The sequence below is a fragment of the Kytococcus sp. HMSC28H12 genome (genome assembly GCF_001816045.1).
Taxonomy (GTDB): Bacteria; Actinomycetota; Actinomycetes; order Actinomycetales; family Dermatophilaceae; genus Kytococcus; species Kytococcus schroeteri.
This window is the reverse complement of sequence record NZ_KV824465.1, coordinates 1-15,300: the sequence shown is the minus strand read 5'-3', so window position 1 is coordinate 15,300 and position 15,300 is coordinate 1. Positions and strand designations below refer to the sequence as shown.

Here is a 15,300-nt window from a genome sequence, read left to right as displayed (position 1 = left end):
GCCGGTGGGGGCCTGCCGCGGGCGGTCGTTCACCAGCTGCAGCGTCACCGCGCCGGCACCCGGGCGCACGGCCAGGTGCACGGTGCGGGCGTCGGAGTGGCGCAGCACGTTGGTGACGCCCTCGCGCAGCACCCAGCCCACGGCCTCGGCGGTGGCGGGCGGCCAGCCGGGGTGGTGCTCCACGTGCTCGGCGCCCTCGACGTGCACCTCGGCCCCGGACGAGCGCAGCAGGGCCACCGCGCCCTCGAGCTCGGCGGCCGGGTCCATGCGGCGGTAGCCGCGCACCACGCCCCGGAGGTCGTCCGCGGCCTCCTGCGCGAGGTGGCGCACGGCGTCGGTCTCCGCGGCGGCGGCCTCCCCGTCGCCCCGGCGCGCCAGCTCCCCGGCCAACTCGCTCTTGAGCGCCACCACCGAGAGGGTGCGGCCCAGCACGTCGTGCAGGTCGCGGCTGAAGCGCAGCCGCTCCTCGGCCACGGCCAGGTCGGCCGCCACCCGGTGGTGGCGGGCCTGGGCCCGGACCACGCTCATGGCCCACGCGCTGCAGTACCCGATGAAGAGCCCCGTCCCCAGACCAATGCCCAGGCCCACGGCCGACATGGGCACCAGGCGCAGGTCGCGGACGGCCAGGGCCAGACACGCTGCCAGGGCCGGCACACACGTGAGCGTGGTGGCCAGCCGCCAGCGGACGGCCAAGCCCAGCATCATCGCCACCGACATGGCCGTGTAGCCCATCATCGGCAGGATGCGGGGCTCCTCGGCCGCCCAGGCGGGGACAGCGGTGAGCACGGTGCCCGCGGCCACGGTGCCGGCCACCGCGGCCCACGGCGGGCCGGTGAGCTCGCCCTCGTCCTGGAGGGGCAGGGCCTCGCGCGCCATCCACACCGAGCACACCAGCATCAGCACCACGGCCGGCAGGGTCAGCCAGCGCAGCGCGGGCAGGGCCACCCACAGCACCGCGCCGCCCAGGAACAGGAAGGTGACCAGCACGAACGCCACCGAGAACAGCGTGTACAGGCCGAACTGGCGCACCGCCCGGTCGGTGGCGGTGCGGAAGTGCGGTGCGGGGGCGCGGCGGGTCCAGGCGGGCACGGGGCCATCCTGCCCGAGGGGGCGGGATCCCGGCGGCCGGGTCACATCGGGCTGGCGCCACCCTCCGGGGCGCCCGGGCGGCGCCACTGGGGGTCGCGGCCGATGAAGGCCATCAGGCGCTCCACGGGGTCCTCGCTCTCGGTCTCCACCGCCGGGCCGTACTGGCCGGACTGGCGCAGCATCTGCTCGATCGGCTCCATGCCCTGCAGCATCTGCTCGGCGTAGTCGGGGTCCAGGTCGGGCTCCACGCCGGCGGCGCGGGCCAGGTCCCAGGTGTGCATGTAGATGTCCGAGACGTACAGGTCGCCGGTCATCTCGGCGATCGTCTGGCCGGCGAACGGGCCCTCGTCCAGCACGATGGTGGAGCGCTCGCTGTCGTCGAGCAGCTCCTGCACGTCGGCGGCGCGCTGGCGCCAGGCGGTGGCGGGGTCGGCCTGCGGGTCGCGGTCGGGCAGGTCCATGTCCACCCAGTTCTCCAGCACGGACTCGTACCAGTCGATGAGGTGCTCCACGACGTCGCCGGCGGTCCACTCCTTGACCGGGGTGGGGGCGTCCCAGTCGGTCACCCTGTCCGCCACGTCGGCGAACGCCTGGGAGAAGCGCGCGTGCAGGCCGGACTCGAGACTCATGGTGACCTCCGTGGTGTGCGGCGGGTGGGCCGGCGGTGTGCCGGGTCCGCAGGGCCATCATGCCTGTCGGGGTGTCGGGGCCGCACGCGGGAGCGCCGCGGTGCGTGGACCACGATGGGGCACGTGCCCCGCCCTGCCGACCGCCCCTTCGTGTTCACCCACTCGTGGACCGAACCCGGTGCTCCGGCAGCGGTGTACGCGCGGTGGGCGGTTCCGGAGGGCTTCCCGGGGTGGTGGCCGCAGGCGCGGGCGGCGCGGCGGACCGGGGACGGCGCGGGCTCGATGGTGGTGCGCAGCCTGCTGCCGGTGCCCCTGCGGTTCTCGCTGCGGCGGGTGGTGGAGGACCCGGTGGGGCGCCGGCTGGTGGCCCGGTCCGCGGGCGACCTGGTGGGGACGATCGAGGTGCGCGTGGTGGCGTGCGGCGGGGGCAGCCGCATCGTGTGGCGGCAGCGGTGCCGGCTGGCGCACCCGGTGCTGCGGCACGCGCTGTGGGTGCCCGGTGCGCGGGCGGTGCTGCGGGCCAACCACGCGTGGATGATGCGCGGCGCCCGCCAGGCGTGAGGGGGGACGTCGTTGGGCCTGGGCGGGGAAGCCCGCTCCGGCATCGCCCCGCCCACGCCCTCCGGCATCCTCGCCTCATCGCCCCGCCGCGTCCCCCATCGCACCGCCCGTCGCACGCGAAAACTCACTGCGCACGCGAAAGGTGCTGGCCGCACGCGAAGCTTCCCGTGCGGGGGCGTCCCTTCCCGTGCCGCGCCACCTTTCCCGTGCGGCGGGGCGATGGGGCCCACCTCCGCAGCAGACCCACCCGAGCGGCCTCAGACCTCCGGGTTCCGTGCAGACCTCCGGGTGCCGCCGTCCCACCCTCCGGAAAACTTTCAGAACCACCACGACGGCGCGGTGGATCTGAAAGCTTTCCGGAGGTGAGCACGTCCGGAGGGGTGCCGCCCCGGCCCTGTCCCGGCCCCGCCCCGGCCACACACCCACCCGAGGGCGGGACGCCCCACCACCTAGGGTGGCCGACGACGCGGGGTGCCCCACCGGGGCTGAGAACACACCCGTGGAACCTGATCTCGTTCACGCGAGCGGAGGGACGTCATCGTGAACCACCCTGCCCAGCCGGCCCCGCACCCCGCGGCCACACCCGCCCCCACGCGCCCGTCGGTGCCCGGCCGCCCCGCATTGGACCTCACGCTCTACCTCGTCACCGACACCGCCCGCTGCGGCGCGCGTGGCGTGCCCGCCGTGGTGCGCGATGCGGTGGCCGGCGGTGTCACCATCGTGCAACTGCGCGAGAAGCGCCTCGACGACGCCGCGTTCGTGCGCCTGGGGCAGGAGATCCGCGAGGTGCTCGAGGGCACCGGCGTGCCGCTGCTGGTGGACGACCGCGCCCACCTGGTGCACGCCATCGGGGCGCAGGGGGTGCACATCGGCCAGACCGACACCCCGCCGGTGCAGACCCGCGAGGCGGTGGGGCCGGACGTGCTCGTCGGGCTGTCCACGCACTCAGTGGAGCAGGCCCGTGCCGCCAGTGCCCTACCGCCGGGCACGGTGGACTACATCGGCATCGGCCCGGTGTGGCCCACCCCCACCAAGGTGGCGCACGACCCCGCCATCGGGCCCGACGGTGCCCGCGCGATGCGGGCGGCGAGCCAGCTGCCGGGCGTGGCCATCGGCGGCATCACCCCGCAGAACATCGGCGAGCTGCGTGGGTGCGGGGCCGAGGGCGTGGCGGTGGTGCGGGCGCTGTGCGCGGCCCCGGACGTGGCCGCGGCGGCCCGTGAGTTCCGGGAGCTGTGGCGGTGAGCGCGCACGGGGGCCCGGCAGGGGCGGGGAGCGCGCGCGTGCCGGTGGTGCTCACCGTCGCGGGCTCGGACCCCTCCGGCGGGGCGGGTGTGCAGGCCGACCTCAAGACCTTCAGTGCCCTGGGGGCCTACGGCTGCGCGGTGCTCACCTCGCTCACGGCGCAGAGCACCCGCGGGGTCACCGGCATACACCCCGTGCCGGCGGGGTTCGTCACCGACCAGCTGGCCACGCTGCTGGAGGACGTGCGCGTGGACGCGGTGAAGATCGGCATGCTCGGCACGGCGCCGGTGGCCGATGCGGTGGCCGACGTGGTGCGCCGGCTGGACTGCCCCGTGGTGCTCGACCCGGTGATGGTGAGCACGGCCGGATCACGGCTGCTGGACGCCGACGCGGTGGAGGCCGTGCGCCGGCTGGTTGCGGTGGTGGACCTTGTGACGCCCAACGGTCCCGAGGCGGGGGTGCTCGCCGGGGCCGAACCGCCGCGCGACCTGGCCGGACAGCGGGCGATGGCTGCCGCGCTGCACGAGCGGCTGGGGGCGCGGGTGCTGCTCAAGGGCGGCCACGTGGACGGCGCCGCGAGCACCGACGTGCTGGCCGGGCCGGGTGGGGCGGAGGAGTTCACCGCTCCTCGGGTGGCCACGCGCAACACCCACGGCACGGGCTGCACGCTCTCCTCGGCGGTAGCCGCGTTGCGCCCGCAGCGGGCGGGCTGGACCGATGCGGTGGCCGACGCCAAGGCTTACCTGACGGCCGCGCTGGAGCACGCGGACGCCCTCGACGTGGGGGCCGGGCCGGGGCCGGTGCACCACTTCCACGCCCTCTGGCACTGAGCGGCCGGCGAGCTCCGCACCGGTGCCGATCTCGAGCATCGCCGGCCACGAACTCCGCACCGGTGCCGATCTCGGACGTCACCCGGCCGTGAGAACCGCACCGGTGCCGATCTCGACAGTCGAGTTCAGCACCGGTGCGGAAGTGGGTGCTCGGCGGCCTGAGTTCGGCACCGGTGCGGAGTTCGCCGTGCCGACGGGTGCGGAGGTCGCTGTGGGGTCCGCCCCGTCAGCGCCGGGTGGTCCTGGGTCTGGGCGAACCAGCCGGGGCGCACCCGGGAGCCCAGCCGGGCCACGCCCCGGTGGTCCACCGGCGGCGGGGCCACGTCGCCCACCGGGCGGTGTTCGGGCTCGGGGTCGGACCCGCCACCGGCCAGCAGGCGCAGGAAGTGGCTCTTGCCCGACCCGTTGGACCCCAGCACGGCCACGCGCTCGCCGAACCAGACCTCCAGGTCGAACGGCTCCATGAGCGTCGCGGCGCCGCCACCCTCGAGCGCAGGCACGCGCAGCTCCAGCCCCTCGGTCACCACGGCGCGCTTGGCCGTGCGCCCACCGCGCAGCCGCATGCGCACGTTCTGCGTGGCGGCGAGCTTCTCCGGCGGTCCGGCCTCCTCGAACTTCGCCAGGCGCGTCTGTGCCGCGCGGTACCGGGGCGCCATGCCGTCGTTGTACTCGGCCTTCACCTTGAGCCGCAGCACCAGCGCCTTGAGCTTGGCGTGCTCCTCCTCCCACCGGCGCAGGCGCTCCTCCAGGGCGGCGTTGCGCGCCTCGCGGGCCTCGTGCCAGCCGCTGAACGACCCGGCGTGCGTCCACGCGCTGGCCCCGGCGGCGTGCGGCTCCAGGGTCACCACGTGGGTGGCCACCTGGCTGAGCAGCTCGCGGTCGTGGCTGATGAGCAGCACCGACTTGCCGCACCCGGCCAGCCGCTCCTCCAGCCAGCGCTTGCCCGGCACGTCGAGGTAGTTGTCCGGCTCGTCGAGCAGCAGGATCTCGGCCGGTCCGCGGAGCAGCGCCTCCAGCACGAGCCGCTTCTGCTCACCCCCGGAGAGGGTGGCGGCCGCCCGGTTCTGCGCCCGCTCGAAGGTCACGCCGAGCGCGGCCTGGGCCACCTCGTCCCACACCTGGGTCTCGTAGTCGTACCCGCCGGCGTCGCCCCAGTCCGCCAGCGCCTGGGCGTACGCCATCTGGGCCGGTTCGTCGTCGGTCTCCATGAGGCGCAGCTCGGCGGCGTCCACGGCCTCGGCCGCTGCCCGGATCCGCGGCGGCGCCGAGCGCACCAGCAGGTCCCGCACGGTCGACTCGTCCCGCACCCGCCCGATGAACTGCGGCATCAGCGCCACGCTGCCCGATGCGGTGACGTTGCCCTCCGCGGCCAGCTCGCCGGAGATGATGCGCAGCAGCGTCGTCTTGCCCGTGCCGTTGGGCCCCACCAGAGCCACCCGCTGCCGGTCCCCCACCCGGAACGAGACGCCCCCAGCAGCGGCCGCCCGTCCGGCAGCCAGTACTCGATGTCGTGGACCTCCAGGTGCGGCATGCCCGGACCGTACCGGCCACCGGCCGGCCGTCACGACCGCTTTTCCCGGGCGAAAAGACGGGGGGCCCGCGCCGGGTTGCCGGAACCACGCCGCCGCCCCACACGCAGAGATCCGCCTGCGGTTCAGAGGTGCGCCCGGGAACCCGGACATCTGGGTCGCAGGCGGATCTGTGTGCGTTCGCGCCCGTCAGCCGCGTGCAGGCGCCCCGGCCACGCGGTAGGTGGCCAGCACCGCCTGGTGGTCGGTGGGCCAGTCGCTGAACAGGGCGCGGTAGTCGTCGGTGCGCTCGGCCACGCGCTGGTTGCGCACGATGGTGCGCCCGGTGCCCACGCGTCCGGCATCGAGCAGGCGCAGCCCGGCAGTGGGGGAGGCGAACACGTAGTCGATGCGGTCGCGCTCGTCGGCCTCGGGAGCCCAGGTGAGCTGGTCGGTGCCCACGGCCTCGTTGCTGATGGGCCACGTGGTGCCCGGGTGGGTGACCGGGTTCGGGTACATGGCGCGGTAGGCGTCCACGTAGCCGGCCTCGCGCAGCAGGGCGGTGGACTGCCACGGCACCACCAGGCCCTGGTGGTCCTGCGTGGTCGCGGCGGCGCGGGTCCAGTCCAGCAGGGACGGCTCGTTGAAGTCACCGCCGATGAGCACGGCACGGCGCCGCACCTGCTCGGCCCGCGCGTCGGCGATGACGTCGGCGATCACCTGCGGGCGGCCCGAGGCGGCGTTCACGTCCAGCACGGTCCCGGCATCGGTCACGGGCCCGCCGGGCAGCAGGTCCCAGCCGGAGTAGGGGCCGCTGGGCACGCCCGCGCCGTAGCCGCGGGGCAGGTAGGTGGCGTACCAGCGGTACTCCAGGTGTGCGGCGTATGCGGCCACCTGTCGGCCGCCGAGGTCGATCACGGCCTTGGTGACGAAGGGCATCACCGCGCTGTCCACGATGGGGAAGCGCGAGAGCACTCCGGTGTCGGAGCTGGAGGCGTGGTGCCAGCGCTGGCCGCCGGCCGAGAGGGTGGCGGCGAGGTCGGCGGTGGCGTCGCCGGACTCCGAGAGCAGGACGACGTCGGCCTTGGTGCGGCGGATGGCCTCGGCCACGAGCGCGCGTCCACCGGGCACGGCGGTGCCGCCGAACCAGATGTTCATGGCCAGCACCCGCAGGGTGGTCGGCTTGGCGGCGTGTGCCGGGGCGGCCGCGGCGAGGGCTGCGGTGCCACCCATCGCGAGGGCGGCGCGGCGGGAGAGGGCAGGGGTGCGGGACACGAGGGCTCCCGGGTGAGGGGTGCAGGACGCCGGCACGGTAGGCGGCACGGGAGAACGTGCCGTGAACCCGAGGCAACCGGCCGGTGGCGGCCCGGGGGTGAGTTCGTGCCTGCCTCGCCCACACGCAGAGATCCGCCTGTGGTCCAGAGGTGCGTCCGGAAACCCGGACCTCCGGACCACAGGCGGACCTTTGTGCGGTGCGAGCTGACCCCCCCGCCGGCGCCCCGCCTCAGCCGGCCAGCGCCGCGGCCACGTCCTGGCTCTCGATGCCCAGCGCCTCACCCACCGGCGCCGAGTACAGCGTCCCGCCGTGCGTGGACAGGCCCTTGGCCAGCGCCTCGTCGGCCCGCAGCGCGTCGCGCCACCCGGCATCGGCCAGACGCAGTGTGTACGGCAGGGTCGCGTTGGTGAGCGCCTGCGTGGAGGTCACCGGCACGGCGCCGGGCATGTTGGCCACGCAGTAGAACACCGAGTCGTGCACCTCGAAGGTGGGGTCGTCGTGCGTGGTGGGGTGGGAGTCCTCGAAGCAGCCGCCCTGGTCGATGGCGATGTCCACCAGCACCGAGCCGGGCTTCATCTGGGCCACGAGGTCATTGGTCACCAGCTTGGGCGCCGCCGCACCGGGGATGAGCACCGAGCCGATCACCAGGTCGGCCCGGGTCACGGCCTCCTCGATGGCCAACGCGGAGCTGGCGATGCCGTGCACCCGGTTGCCGTAGCGCCAGAAGCTCATGCGGAGCTTCTCCAGGTCGATGTCGAGCAGCGTGACGTCGGCGCCCATCCCCATCGCGATGTTGGCCGCGTTCTGCCCCGCGGTGCCGGCACCCAGCACGGCCACCTTGGCCCCGGCCACGCCGCCGACGCCGCCCATGAGCACGCCGCGTCCGCCGCGGGCCTTGAGCAGGGAGGCCGCGCCCACCTGCGGCGCGAGGCAGCCGGCCACCTCGCTCATGGGGTAGAGCAGCGGCAGCGAGCGGTCGGTGCGCTGCACGGTCTCGTACGCGATGGAGGTGGTGCCCGCCTCGAGCAGCGCCTTCGTGAGCTCCGGCTCGGCGGCCAGGTGCAGGTAGGTGAACAGGGTCAGGCCGTCGCGCAGGCGGTGGTACTCCTCGGCCACCGGCTCCTTGACCTTGACCACCATCTCGGCCTCGCCCCACACGTCGTCCGCGGACTCCACGATGCGGGCACCCTGGGCCGCGTACTCCTCGTCGGTGACGGCGCTGCCCAGGCCGGCACCGGCCTGCACCAGCACCTCGTGCCCGCGCTGCGTCAGCTCGCGCACGCCCACCGGGGTCATCCCCACCCGGAACTCGTTGTTCTTCACCTCTGTCGGCACGCCGATGCGCATGTCGCCTCCTTCGCGGTCACGGGGCCCGGTCGGCTCCCTTTGCCGAATCGTTGCAGATCCGTTGTCGAACGGTCATCGCACTGGCCCCGGTGGGCGCCTAGCGTTCGGGGAGACCCAGCCCACCCGGCTGTCCTCCGAAAGGTTCCCCATGTCCGAAACCCTGACGGCGATCTACGACATCGTCTGGTCCCAGTGGCTGGTGTGGCTCTGCCTCGCCGCCGGCCTCTACTTCTCCGCGCGCCTGCTCTTCCCGCAGGTGCGCCTCATCGGCCGCATGGTCCACGAGATCCTGCACGGCGAGGAGTCCGCCTCGGGCGTCTCGTCCTTCCAGGCGCTGGCCATCTCGCTGTCCGGCCGCGTGGGCACCGGAAACATCGCCGGTGTGGCCACCGCCATCGCCATGGGTGGCCCCGGCGCCGTCTTCTGGATGTGGGTGGTGGCCTTCCTCGGCGCCTCCACCTCGTTCATCGAGTCCACGCTGGGCCAGATCTACAAGGAGCGCGACGACTCCGGCGAGTACCGCGGTGGCCCGGCCTACTACATCGAGAAGGGCCTGGGGCAGCGCTGGTACGGCATCCTCTTCGCCATCGTCTCGGTGCTGGCCATGGGCCTGTTCATGCCGGGCGTGCAGTCCAACGGCATCGCCGAGGCCATGAACAGCGCCTGGGGCGTCGACCCGCTGTGGGTGGCCATCATCGTGGTCATCGCGCTGGCCTTCATCGTGGTCGGCGGCATCAAGCGCATCGCCACCTTCGCCTCCATGGTCGTGCCGTTCATGGCCGTGGGCTACATCCTGCTGGCCCTCATCGTGCTGGTGGTCAACTTCTCGGAGGTCCCGCACGTCTTCCAGCTGATCTTCTCCAGCGCCTTCGGCACGGACTCGGCGCTGGGCGGCATCCTCGGTGCCACCATCGCCTGGGGTGTGAAGCGCGGCATCTACTCCAACGAGGCCGGTCAGGGCACAGGCCCGCACGCCGCCGCGGCGGCCGAGGTCTCGCACCCGGCCAAGCAGGGTCTGGCTCAGTCCTTCGCGGTCTACATCGACACCCTGTTCGTCTGCTCGGCCACCGCGTTCATGATCCTGTCCACGGGCATGTACGAGGTCTTCGACGAGAAGAACGACAAGGCCCTGCTCCTGGAGGGCCCGGCCGAGGTGCACGGTGCCGAGGCCGGCCCCACCTACACGCAGGCCGCGCTGGACACCGTGTTCCACGGCCTGGGCGGCTCGTTCGTGGCCATCGCGCTGCTGTTCTTCGCGTTCACCACGATCGTGGCCTACTACTACATGGCCGAGACCAACGTGACCTACCTGTTCCGTCGGTCCAACCCGCTCACGCGTGCGGTGGCCGTGCGTCTGGTGCAGCTGGCCATCCTGCTGGCCACCGCCTACGGCGCCGTGCAGTCGGCCGCCGACGCGTGGACCCTGGGTGACATCGGCGTGGGCCTCATGGCGTGGCTCAACATCATCGCCATCCTCATCCTGCAGGGCCCGGCGGTGAAGGCGCTGAAGGACTACCAGCGCCAGCTCAAGGAGGGCCGCGACCCGCAGTTCGACCCGCGGGAGATCGGCATCACGAACGCCGACTTCTGGGTGGACCGCGTCGAGGGTCGCGTCCGCGACGGCCAGGGCGAGGCGGTCGTGACCGGCACCGACGGTGCCCACTCCGCCGGCCTGCGCTGAGCCGTCCGGCACCACCGACGACGCCCGGTCCCCCAGGGGGCCGGGCGTCGTCGCGTCGAGGGGGCTGGTCGGGGTGGGCCGGCCGGTCGATGGGGACGGGCTCAGTCGGCGCGCGCCGCGGCCACGTCCGGGCGGCGGCGCAGGAAGAGCAGGCCGGCCACGGTGGCGGCCAGGTAGAACGCGCCGGAGATGCCGAGCACGGCGGTGTAGCCCAGGGAGTCGGCCAGGGCGAGCAGGGCGCCGCCGCCCACGAAGTACACGACCATCGCCAGCGAGGCCAGCAGCGTGACGTCGCCGCCGGCGCTGTCGGGGCGCGCGAGGTCCATGCTCACCGTGTAGACCAGCGCGTTGGCCACGGCGTTGAGCACCACGAACCCGGTGAGCGCGGCCACGGTCCCACCCAGCGGGGCGTGCCCGGCGGCCAGCGGCAGCAGCGGCAGCAGAGAGAGCGCCCCGCCGAGCCCGGTGAGCAGCAGCACCGAGCGGCGGCCCCAGCGGTCCAGCAGGTGGCCGGCGGCCAGGCCGGCCAGCATCGCCGGGGCGGCCACCACCACCGAGAGCACCACGCCCACGCGGCTCAGCGACCACCCGGTATCGACCAGGGCGGGCTGCAGCAGGAAGTACGCCCCGCCGATGCCGATGTGCAGCAGCGGCACGACCACGAGCCCCCAGAGCACGGCACCGGGCTGGCGGAACACGCCGAGGGCCTGCGAGGCCAGGGGGAGCGGCTGCGGGGGAGCGGTGTGGTGGCCGGAGGTCTCGTCGAGCCGAGGGAGCCACAGGTAGGGCAGAGCCGCGGCCGCGGCGAGCAGCAGCACCGCCGGCGTCCACCCGAGCTGGTCGTAGACCACCACCACGAGCCCACCGCCCACCAGGGTGCCCAGCCACTGCGCGCCCACGACCACGCCGTTCACGCGCCCGCGTCCCTGCGAGGCGAAGAGCCGCGCGGCCAGGGCGTCCACGGCCACGTCCTGGGTGGCCGAGACCAGCAGGTAGAGGCCCACGACCACGCCCAGGCCGCCCAGGCCGGTGCCGAGGTCGCCGAAGGGCAGCATGGCCAGGATGCCCAGCACCACCAGCGGCTGGGTCCACATCACCCAGCGGCGGTAGTGGCCGCCGCGGCCGGGCGGTGCCCAGCGGTCCACGGCCGGCGCCCAGAGGAACTTGAGGGCCCAGACCATGCCCAGCTGGGTGATGAGGGCCAGGTCGGTGAGGGTGAGCCCCTGCTGGCGGGCGATGCCGAGCAGTCCCGTGGAGAGGAAGCCCACCCCCAGGTACTGGGTGACGTACAGGGACGCCACGGCCGGCAGGTGGTGGGGAGCGCCCACCGTGCGGGCGCGTGCCTCGGCGTGGACGGGGATCTCGTGCAGGGCGGTCTGGCTCACAGGGTGAAGGGTAGGCGAACCTCACTCGCGGTGTACGCGCCCCGGGGTCCTCCCCGCCCGGGGCGGGTGGTGTGCGGTGGCGCACAATGAGGGGGCCGCGGAAGCCGATCCGTGGCCACGTGACGAAGGGATCCTGCCGTGAGCGAACGCCTCGACGCCGAGGTCGACGACGCCGGCGTCGTCGTGACCACCCCCCGCTGGGCCACCGACCGCGCACTTGGCTGGCTGCTGACCACCACCGGCCTCGTCGGCTGGGTGGGTGCGGCCGTCCTCGTGCTGGAGCGGGTGCACCTCTACGAGAACCCGCTGGCCTCCACCTCGTGCGACATCAACCCCCTGGTCAGCTGCGGCAGCGTCATGGCCACCCCGCAGGCCGCGCTGTTCGGCTTCCCCAACCCGTTGCTGGGCATCGTGGGCTACGCGTTGGTCGTGGCCATCGGCACGGGCCTGCTCGCCGGCGCCCGCTACGCCCGCTGGTACTGGGTGGCCACCTGGGTGGGGGTGGCCCTGGCTGGGGTCTTCCTCGTGTGGCTGTGGTCGCAGGCGCTGTTCGACATCGAGAAGCTCTGCATCTACTGCATGGTCTGCTGGGCGGCCACCATCCCGATGTTCTGGGGCCTCACCGGCGCCCTGGTCTCCCGCGGTCTCCTGCCGGGGTCCGAGGGGGTGCGCCACTTCTTCCGCGAGTGGACCTGGGTGGTCGTGGTGGTCAACTACGTGGCCGTGATCGCCTCCGTGCTGGCCGTCTTCCTGCCCAAGTTCATGGACCTCTGAGCACCCGCCGGCCCACGCACGAGGGGGGGCGCAGGGCCCCGGAGACGGCGTCAGAGGCGGGTCTCGACGGCGCGCTTCAGGCGCCCCAGGCCCTTCTCGAAGTCCCTGCCGATCATCGCGTCGAAGTCGGCCACCTTGTTGACCAGGGCCATGACGCGGCCGCGGGTGCCCGTCATCGTCCACGTCACCAGCGTGCCCACTGCGGTGGGGGCCAGGGTGAACGCCACCTGGTTGTCGGCGTGGAAGGGCTTCTCGAAGCGCAGGTCCAGGCTGACGCGCCCCACCTCGGAGTGGGTGATCTCCATCTCGCCCTTGCCGGCCTTGCGGTTGCCCTCCCACGCGTAGGTGGCGCCCACGCCGTTGGCCGGGTCGGAGTAGCAGCGGCGCAGGTCGGGGTCCACCTCCTCCCAGGGCGACCACTGCTGCCACAGGTGCAGGTCGTTGAGGTACGGGAACACCTCCTCGGGGGAGGCGGAGATCTCGACGGAACGGGTCACCTGGAAGGTCTGGGCCATGTGGCCATCATGGCGCACCTGCGGCCGTAGGGTGGCCTCATGCGCGATCTCCAGCGAGTGATCATCGACGAGATGGGCGTCAAGCCCTCCATCGACCCGGCGCGCGAGGTGGAGCGCCGCGTCGAGTTCCTGCGCGACTACCTGCAGGCCACGGGCACGAAGGGCTTCGTGCTCGGCATCTCCGGCGGGGTGGACTCCACGCTGGCCGGTCGGTTGGCACAGCTCGCAGCCGAGCGCCACCGGGAGCAGGGCGGCGAGGCCGTGTTCGTGGCCGTGCGCCTGCCGCACCACGTGCAGGCCGACGAGGCCGACGCCGCTGAGGCGATGCGCTTCGTGGCCGCCGACGAGGAGGTCACCTTCGACATCGGGGCGGCCACCGACGCCTTCGAGGCCGAGTACGCCCGCGCGCTGGGCAGCCAGGTCAGCGACTTCTCCAAGGGCAACGTCAAGGCCCGCCTGCGCATGGTGGCGCAGTACGCCATCGCGGGGGAGCGGCGGATGCTGGTGATCGGCACCGACCACGGCGCGGAGTCCGTCACCGGGTTCTTCACGAAGTTCGGCGACGGCGGGGCCGACGTGCTGCCGCTGTACGGGCTCGACAAGGGGCAGAACCGCGAGATCGCCCGCCACCTGGGCGCGCCGGAGCAGCTGTGGGCCAAGGAGCCGACGGCCGACCTGCTCGACGACCAGCCGCTGCGCTCCGACGAGGACGAGCTGGGCCTGACCTACGCGCACATCGACGCCTACCTGCAGGGCGAGGAGGTGCCCGCCGAGGTGGCCGAGCGCATCGAGCAGAAGTGGCGCACCTCGCGGCACAAGCGCACCACCCCCGTCACCCCCTTCCACACCTGGTGGCGGACCGACCACGGGACGGAGGACTGAGATGCAGCTCGAGGGAAAGGTGTTCGCCGTCACCGGCGGCGGTGACGGCATCGGCCGCGAGGTGGTGCTGGGGCTGCTGCGCGCCGGTGCCCGCGTGGCCGCGGTCGACCGCTCCGCCGAGGGGCTGGCCGCCACGCGCGCCGAGGCGGTGAACGAGGGGGCCGGGGAGTTCCTGAGCACCCACGCCGTGGACGTCACCGACCGGGCTGCCGTGGAGGCGCTGCCCGAGGCCGTGGTGGCCGAGCACGGCGCGGTGGACGGCCTGCTCAACGTGGCCGGCGTCATCCAGCCGTTCGTCACCGTCGGGGAGCTGGCCGTCGAGGACGTGCGGCGCGTGGTGGACGTGAACTTCTGGGGCGTGGTCAACACCTGCCAGGCCTTCCTGCCGCACCTGCAGGCCCGCCCCGAGGCGGCGGTGCTCAACGTCTCGAGCATGGGGGCGCTCACCCCGGTGCCGGGGCAGGCCGCGTACGGCGCGAGCAAGGCGGCGGTGAAGTTGTTCACCGAGGCGCTGTACTGCGAGCTCAAGGACGGGCCGGTGGCGGTGACCGTCGCCTTCCCCGGGGCGGTGGAGACCGGCATCGCGGACAACTCCGGGGTGTCCGTGGGGGCGGCGGCGGACGACCCCGCGGCGGCCGAGGCGTCGTCCTTCCCCCGCACCAGCGCACCCGACGCGGCCGAGGTGATCCTGCGCGCCCTGGAGGAGGGGGCCTTCCGCGTGGTCATCGGGAAGGACGCGAGGTTCGTGGACCGTGCGAGCCGCATCGCCCCGCGGTGGGCGGCCGACCTCATCACCCGCAGGATGCAGAGCCTGCTGGAGCGCCGATGACCGAGCTGGACGACTACGAGCGCTTCCGCCGGGCGCAGTTCCTCTTCGAGCAGAAGCTCTACCGCGAGGCCGCCGTGGAGGCAGAGACCCTGCTGGGAACGGCCGACGCGGTGCACGGCCTGGCCGAGGTGCGGCTGCTGCTGGCGCGCGCGTACTTCCACTCCGCGCAGCTCACGCGGGCGGAGAACATGGCCCGGGAGATGCTGGCCGAGCGGCCCGAGGACTCCTATGCCGCGGTGCTGCTGGCCCGTTCGCTGGAGCGGCAGGGGCGCGACGCCGAGGCGGCGCCCTACCTGGAGCGGGCGCGGGTCCTCGGGCAGGACCTCTGAGGCGGCTCCATCCCCCTCGCAGAAGTGGGTGGCGCGTCACGCTCCGGGGGCCTGTCGCCGCACGGTGCGGGTCCTGGCGTGAACGCCGTTGACATCCAGTCTCCCTCAGGCGGGCCCCGTGGCCACCGAGCTCAACCCGTACATCACCTTCGACGGCAACGCCGAGGAGGCCATGCGCTTCCACGGTGAGGCCTTCGGCGCCGAGCCGCAGATCATGACCTTCAAGGACGCCGGCATGGACCTGCCCGGCGAGTACGTGCAGGGCAACAACCTGCAGGTCTCCCTCTCCGGCGACGACGCCGCCTGAGCGACCCGACCCCAGCGGTCGCGCCCGACGGTGTGACCCACCCCGCCCCACCGCGGCGGAATGGCACGCCCGGACCCTCGGTTGGTCCGGGCGTGCCCGTGTCTGCCCACCCC

General features: G+C 73.6%; 15 protein-coding genes, 1 pseudogene and 1 riboswitch. Of the genes and pseudogenes, 9 read left to right on the top strand and 7 right to left on the bottom strand.

Annotated elements, in window-relative coordinates; translation table 11 throughout:
• Together HMPREF3099_RS06405 and HMPREF3099_RS06400 are read right to left on the bottom strand one after the other, a co-directional pair.
• Positions 1-1,089, bottom strand: a 1,089-nt coding sequence (locus HMPREF3099_RS06405) for a sensor histidine kinase (RefSeq protein ID WP_070705223.1), incomplete at its 3' end; no start/stop codon positions are given.
• A 41-nt stretch (positions 1,090-1,130) separates the two neighbouring features.
• Positions 1,131-1,718, bottom strand: coding sequence for a maleylpyruvate isomerase family mycothiol-dependent enzyme (locus HMPREF3099_RS06400; protein ID WP_070705222.1), 588 nt, complete (start codon positions 1,716-1,718; stop codon positions 1,131-1,133).
• A gap of 123 nt (positions 1,719-1,841) precedes the next feature.
• Here HMPREF3099_RS06400 and HMPREF3099_RS06395 point away from each other — a divergent pair, with 123 nt between their 5' ends.
• The 3 genes from HMPREF3099_RS06395 to thiD all read left to right on the top strand — a co-directional run bounded on the left by HMPREF3099_RS06395 (position 1,842) and on the right by thiD (position 4,354).
• The gene (locus HMPREF3099_RS06395) at positions 1,842-2,279 is read left to right on the top strand and encodes an SRPBCC family protein (protein ID WP_141495056.1); all 438 of its coding nucleotides are present in this window, start codon (positions 1,842-1,844) and stop codon (positions 2,277-2,279) included.
• 457 nt (positions 2,280-2,736) lie between these two features.
• A riboswitch (TPP riboswitch) is annotated at positions 2,737-2,829 on the top strand.
• Entirely contained in the window at positions 2,820-3,524 is a 705-nt protein-coding gene (gene thiE / locus HMPREF3099_RS06390; protein WP_237769774.1) for a thiamine phosphate synthase, read from the top strand. Its footprint overlaps the riboswitch before it by 10 nt.
• On the top strand, positions 3,521-4,354 hold the full coding sequence (gene thiD / locus HMPREF3099_RS06385; RefSeq protein ID WP_237769773.1) for a bifunctional hydroxymethylpyrimidine kinase/phosphomethylpyrimidine kinase: 834 nt from the start codon (positions 3,521-3,523) through the stop codon (positions 4,352-4,354). The genes thiE and thiD overlap by 4 nt, the downstream gene beginning before the upstream one ends.
• Positions 4,355-4,506: 152 nt before the next feature.
• Here thiD and HMPREF3099_RS06380 read toward each other — a convergent pair.
• The 3 genes and pseudogenes from HMPREF3099_RS06380 to ald form a co-directional block, all read right to left on the bottom strand.
• Positions 4,507-5,885 (bottom strand): annotated as a pseudogene (locus HMPREF3099_RS06380) (ATP-binding cassette domain-containing protein); the annotation flags it as partial.
• Positions 5,886-6,072: 187 nt separating this feature from the next.
• On the bottom strand, positions 6,073-7,137 hold the full coding sequence (locus HMPREF3099_RS06375) for an endonuclease/exonuclease/phosphatase family protein (RefSeq protein ID WP_237769772.1): 1,065 nt from the start codon (positions 7,135-7,137) through the stop codon (positions 6,073-6,075).
• 229 nt (positions 7,138-7,366) lie between these two features.
• Complete coding sequence (gene ald, locus HMPREF3099_RS06370; protein ID WP_371327512.1) at positions 7,367-8,434, bottom strand: alanine dehydrogenase; 1,068 nt, start codon at positions 8,432-8,434, stop codon at positions 7,367-7,369.
• A gap of 199 nt (positions 8,435-8,633) precedes the next feature.
• On the opposite strand from ald, the gene HMPREF3099_RS06365 reads away from it, so the two are divergent.
• Entirely contained in the window at positions 8,634-10,166 is a 1,533-nt protein-coding gene (locus tag HMPREF3099_RS06365; protein ID WP_070705219.1) for an alanine/glycine:cation symporter family protein, read from the top strand.
• 101 nt (positions 10,167-10,267) lie between these two features.
• On the opposite strand, the gene HMPREF3099_RS06360 is transcribed toward HMPREF3099_RS06365, so the two are convergent.
• Positions 10,268-11,551, bottom strand: coding sequence for an MFS transporter (locus tag HMPREF3099_RS06360; protein ID WP_083323558.1), 1,284 nt, complete (start codon positions 11,549-11,551; stop codon positions 10,268-10,270).
• A 138-nt stretch (positions 11,552-11,689) separates the two neighbouring features.
• Here HMPREF3099_RS06360 and HMPREF3099_RS06355 point away from each other — a divergent pair, with 138 nt between their 5' ends.
• A complete protein-coding gene (locus tag HMPREF3099_RS06355; RefSeq protein ID WP_070705218.1) occupies positions 11,690-12,325 on the top strand; it encodes a vitamin K epoxide reductase family protein in 636 nt (211 codons plus the stop codon).
• Positions 12,326-12,375: 50 nt separating this feature from the next.
• Here HMPREF3099_RS06355 and HMPREF3099_RS06350 read toward each other — a convergent pair whose 3' ends face one another.
• A complete protein-coding gene (locus HMPREF3099_RS06350; RefSeq protein WP_070705217.1) occupies positions 12,376-12,840 on the bottom strand; it encodes an SRPBCC family protein in 465 nt (154 codons plus the stop codon).
• Positions 12,841-12,879: 39 nt separating this feature from the next.
• Here HMPREF3099_RS06350 and nadE point away from each other — a divergent pair, with 39 nt between their 5' ends.
• The 4 genes from nadE (at position 12,880) to HMPREF3099_RS06330 (ending at position 15,187) form a co-directional block, all read left to right on the top strand.
• Positions 12,880-13,722 carry an ammonia-dependent NAD(+) synthetase gene (gene nadE, locus HMPREF3099_RS06345; protein ID WP_070705216.1) on the top strand — a complete coding sequence of 281 codons (843 nt, stop codon included), beginning with the start codon at positions 12,880-12,882 and terminating at the stop codon, positions 13,720-13,722.
• A 1-nt stretch (position 13,723) separates the two neighbouring features.
• A complete protein-coding gene (locus HMPREF3099_RS06340; protein WP_070705215.1) occupies positions 13,724-14,551 on the top strand; it encodes an SDR family NAD(P)-dependent oxidoreductase in 828 nt (275 codons plus the stop codon).
• Positions 14,548-14,880 (top strand): tetratricopeptide repeat protein, encoded by a 333-nt coding sequence (locus HMPREF3099_RS06335; RefSeq protein WP_070705214.1) that lies wholly within the window; start codon positions 14,548-14,550, stop codon positions 14,878-14,880. Before HMPREF3099_RS06340 ends, HMPREF3099_RS06335 begins: the two co-directional genes overlap by 4 nt.
• A 118-nt stretch (positions 14,881-14,998) precedes the next feature.
• Positions 14,999-15,187 carry a VOC family protein gene (locus tag HMPREF3099_RS06330; protein ID WP_070705213.1) on the top strand — a complete coding sequence of 63 codons (189 nt, stop codon included), beginning with the start codon at positions 14,999-15,001 and terminating at the stop codon, positions 15,185-15,187.
• Positions 15,188-15,300: the final 113 nt, after the last annotated feature.

Coding starts and splice junctions, on each gene's coding strand:
- HMPREF3099_RS06340 (WP_070705215.1), top strand. CDS start 13,724: ATGCAGCTCGAGGGAAAGGTGTTCGCCGTCACCGGCGGCGGTGACGGC.
- HMPREF3099_RS06350 (WP_070705217.1), bottom strand. CDS start 12,840: ATGGCCCAGACCTTCCAGGTGACCCGTTCCGTCGAGATCTCCGCCTCC.
- ald (WP_371327512.1), bottom strand. CDS start 8,434: ATGACCCCGGTGGGCGTGCGCGAGCTGACGCAGCGCGGGCACGAGGTG.
- HMPREF3099_RS06365 (WP_070705219.1), top strand. CDS start 8,634: ATGTCCGAAACCCTGACGGCGATCTACGACATCGTCTGGTCCCAGTGG.
- HMPREF3099_RS06400 (WP_070705222.1), bottom strand. CDS start 1,718: ATGAGTCTCGAGTCCGGCCTGCACGCGCGCTTCTCCCAGGCGTTCGCC.
- HMPREF3099_RS06335 (WP_070705214.1), top strand. CDS start 14,548: ATGACCGAGCTGGACGACTACGAGCGCTTCCGCCGGGCGCAGTTCCTC.
- nadE (WP_070705216.1), top strand. CDS start 12,880: ATGCGCGATCTCCAGCGAGTGATCATCGACGAGATGGGCGTCAAGCCC.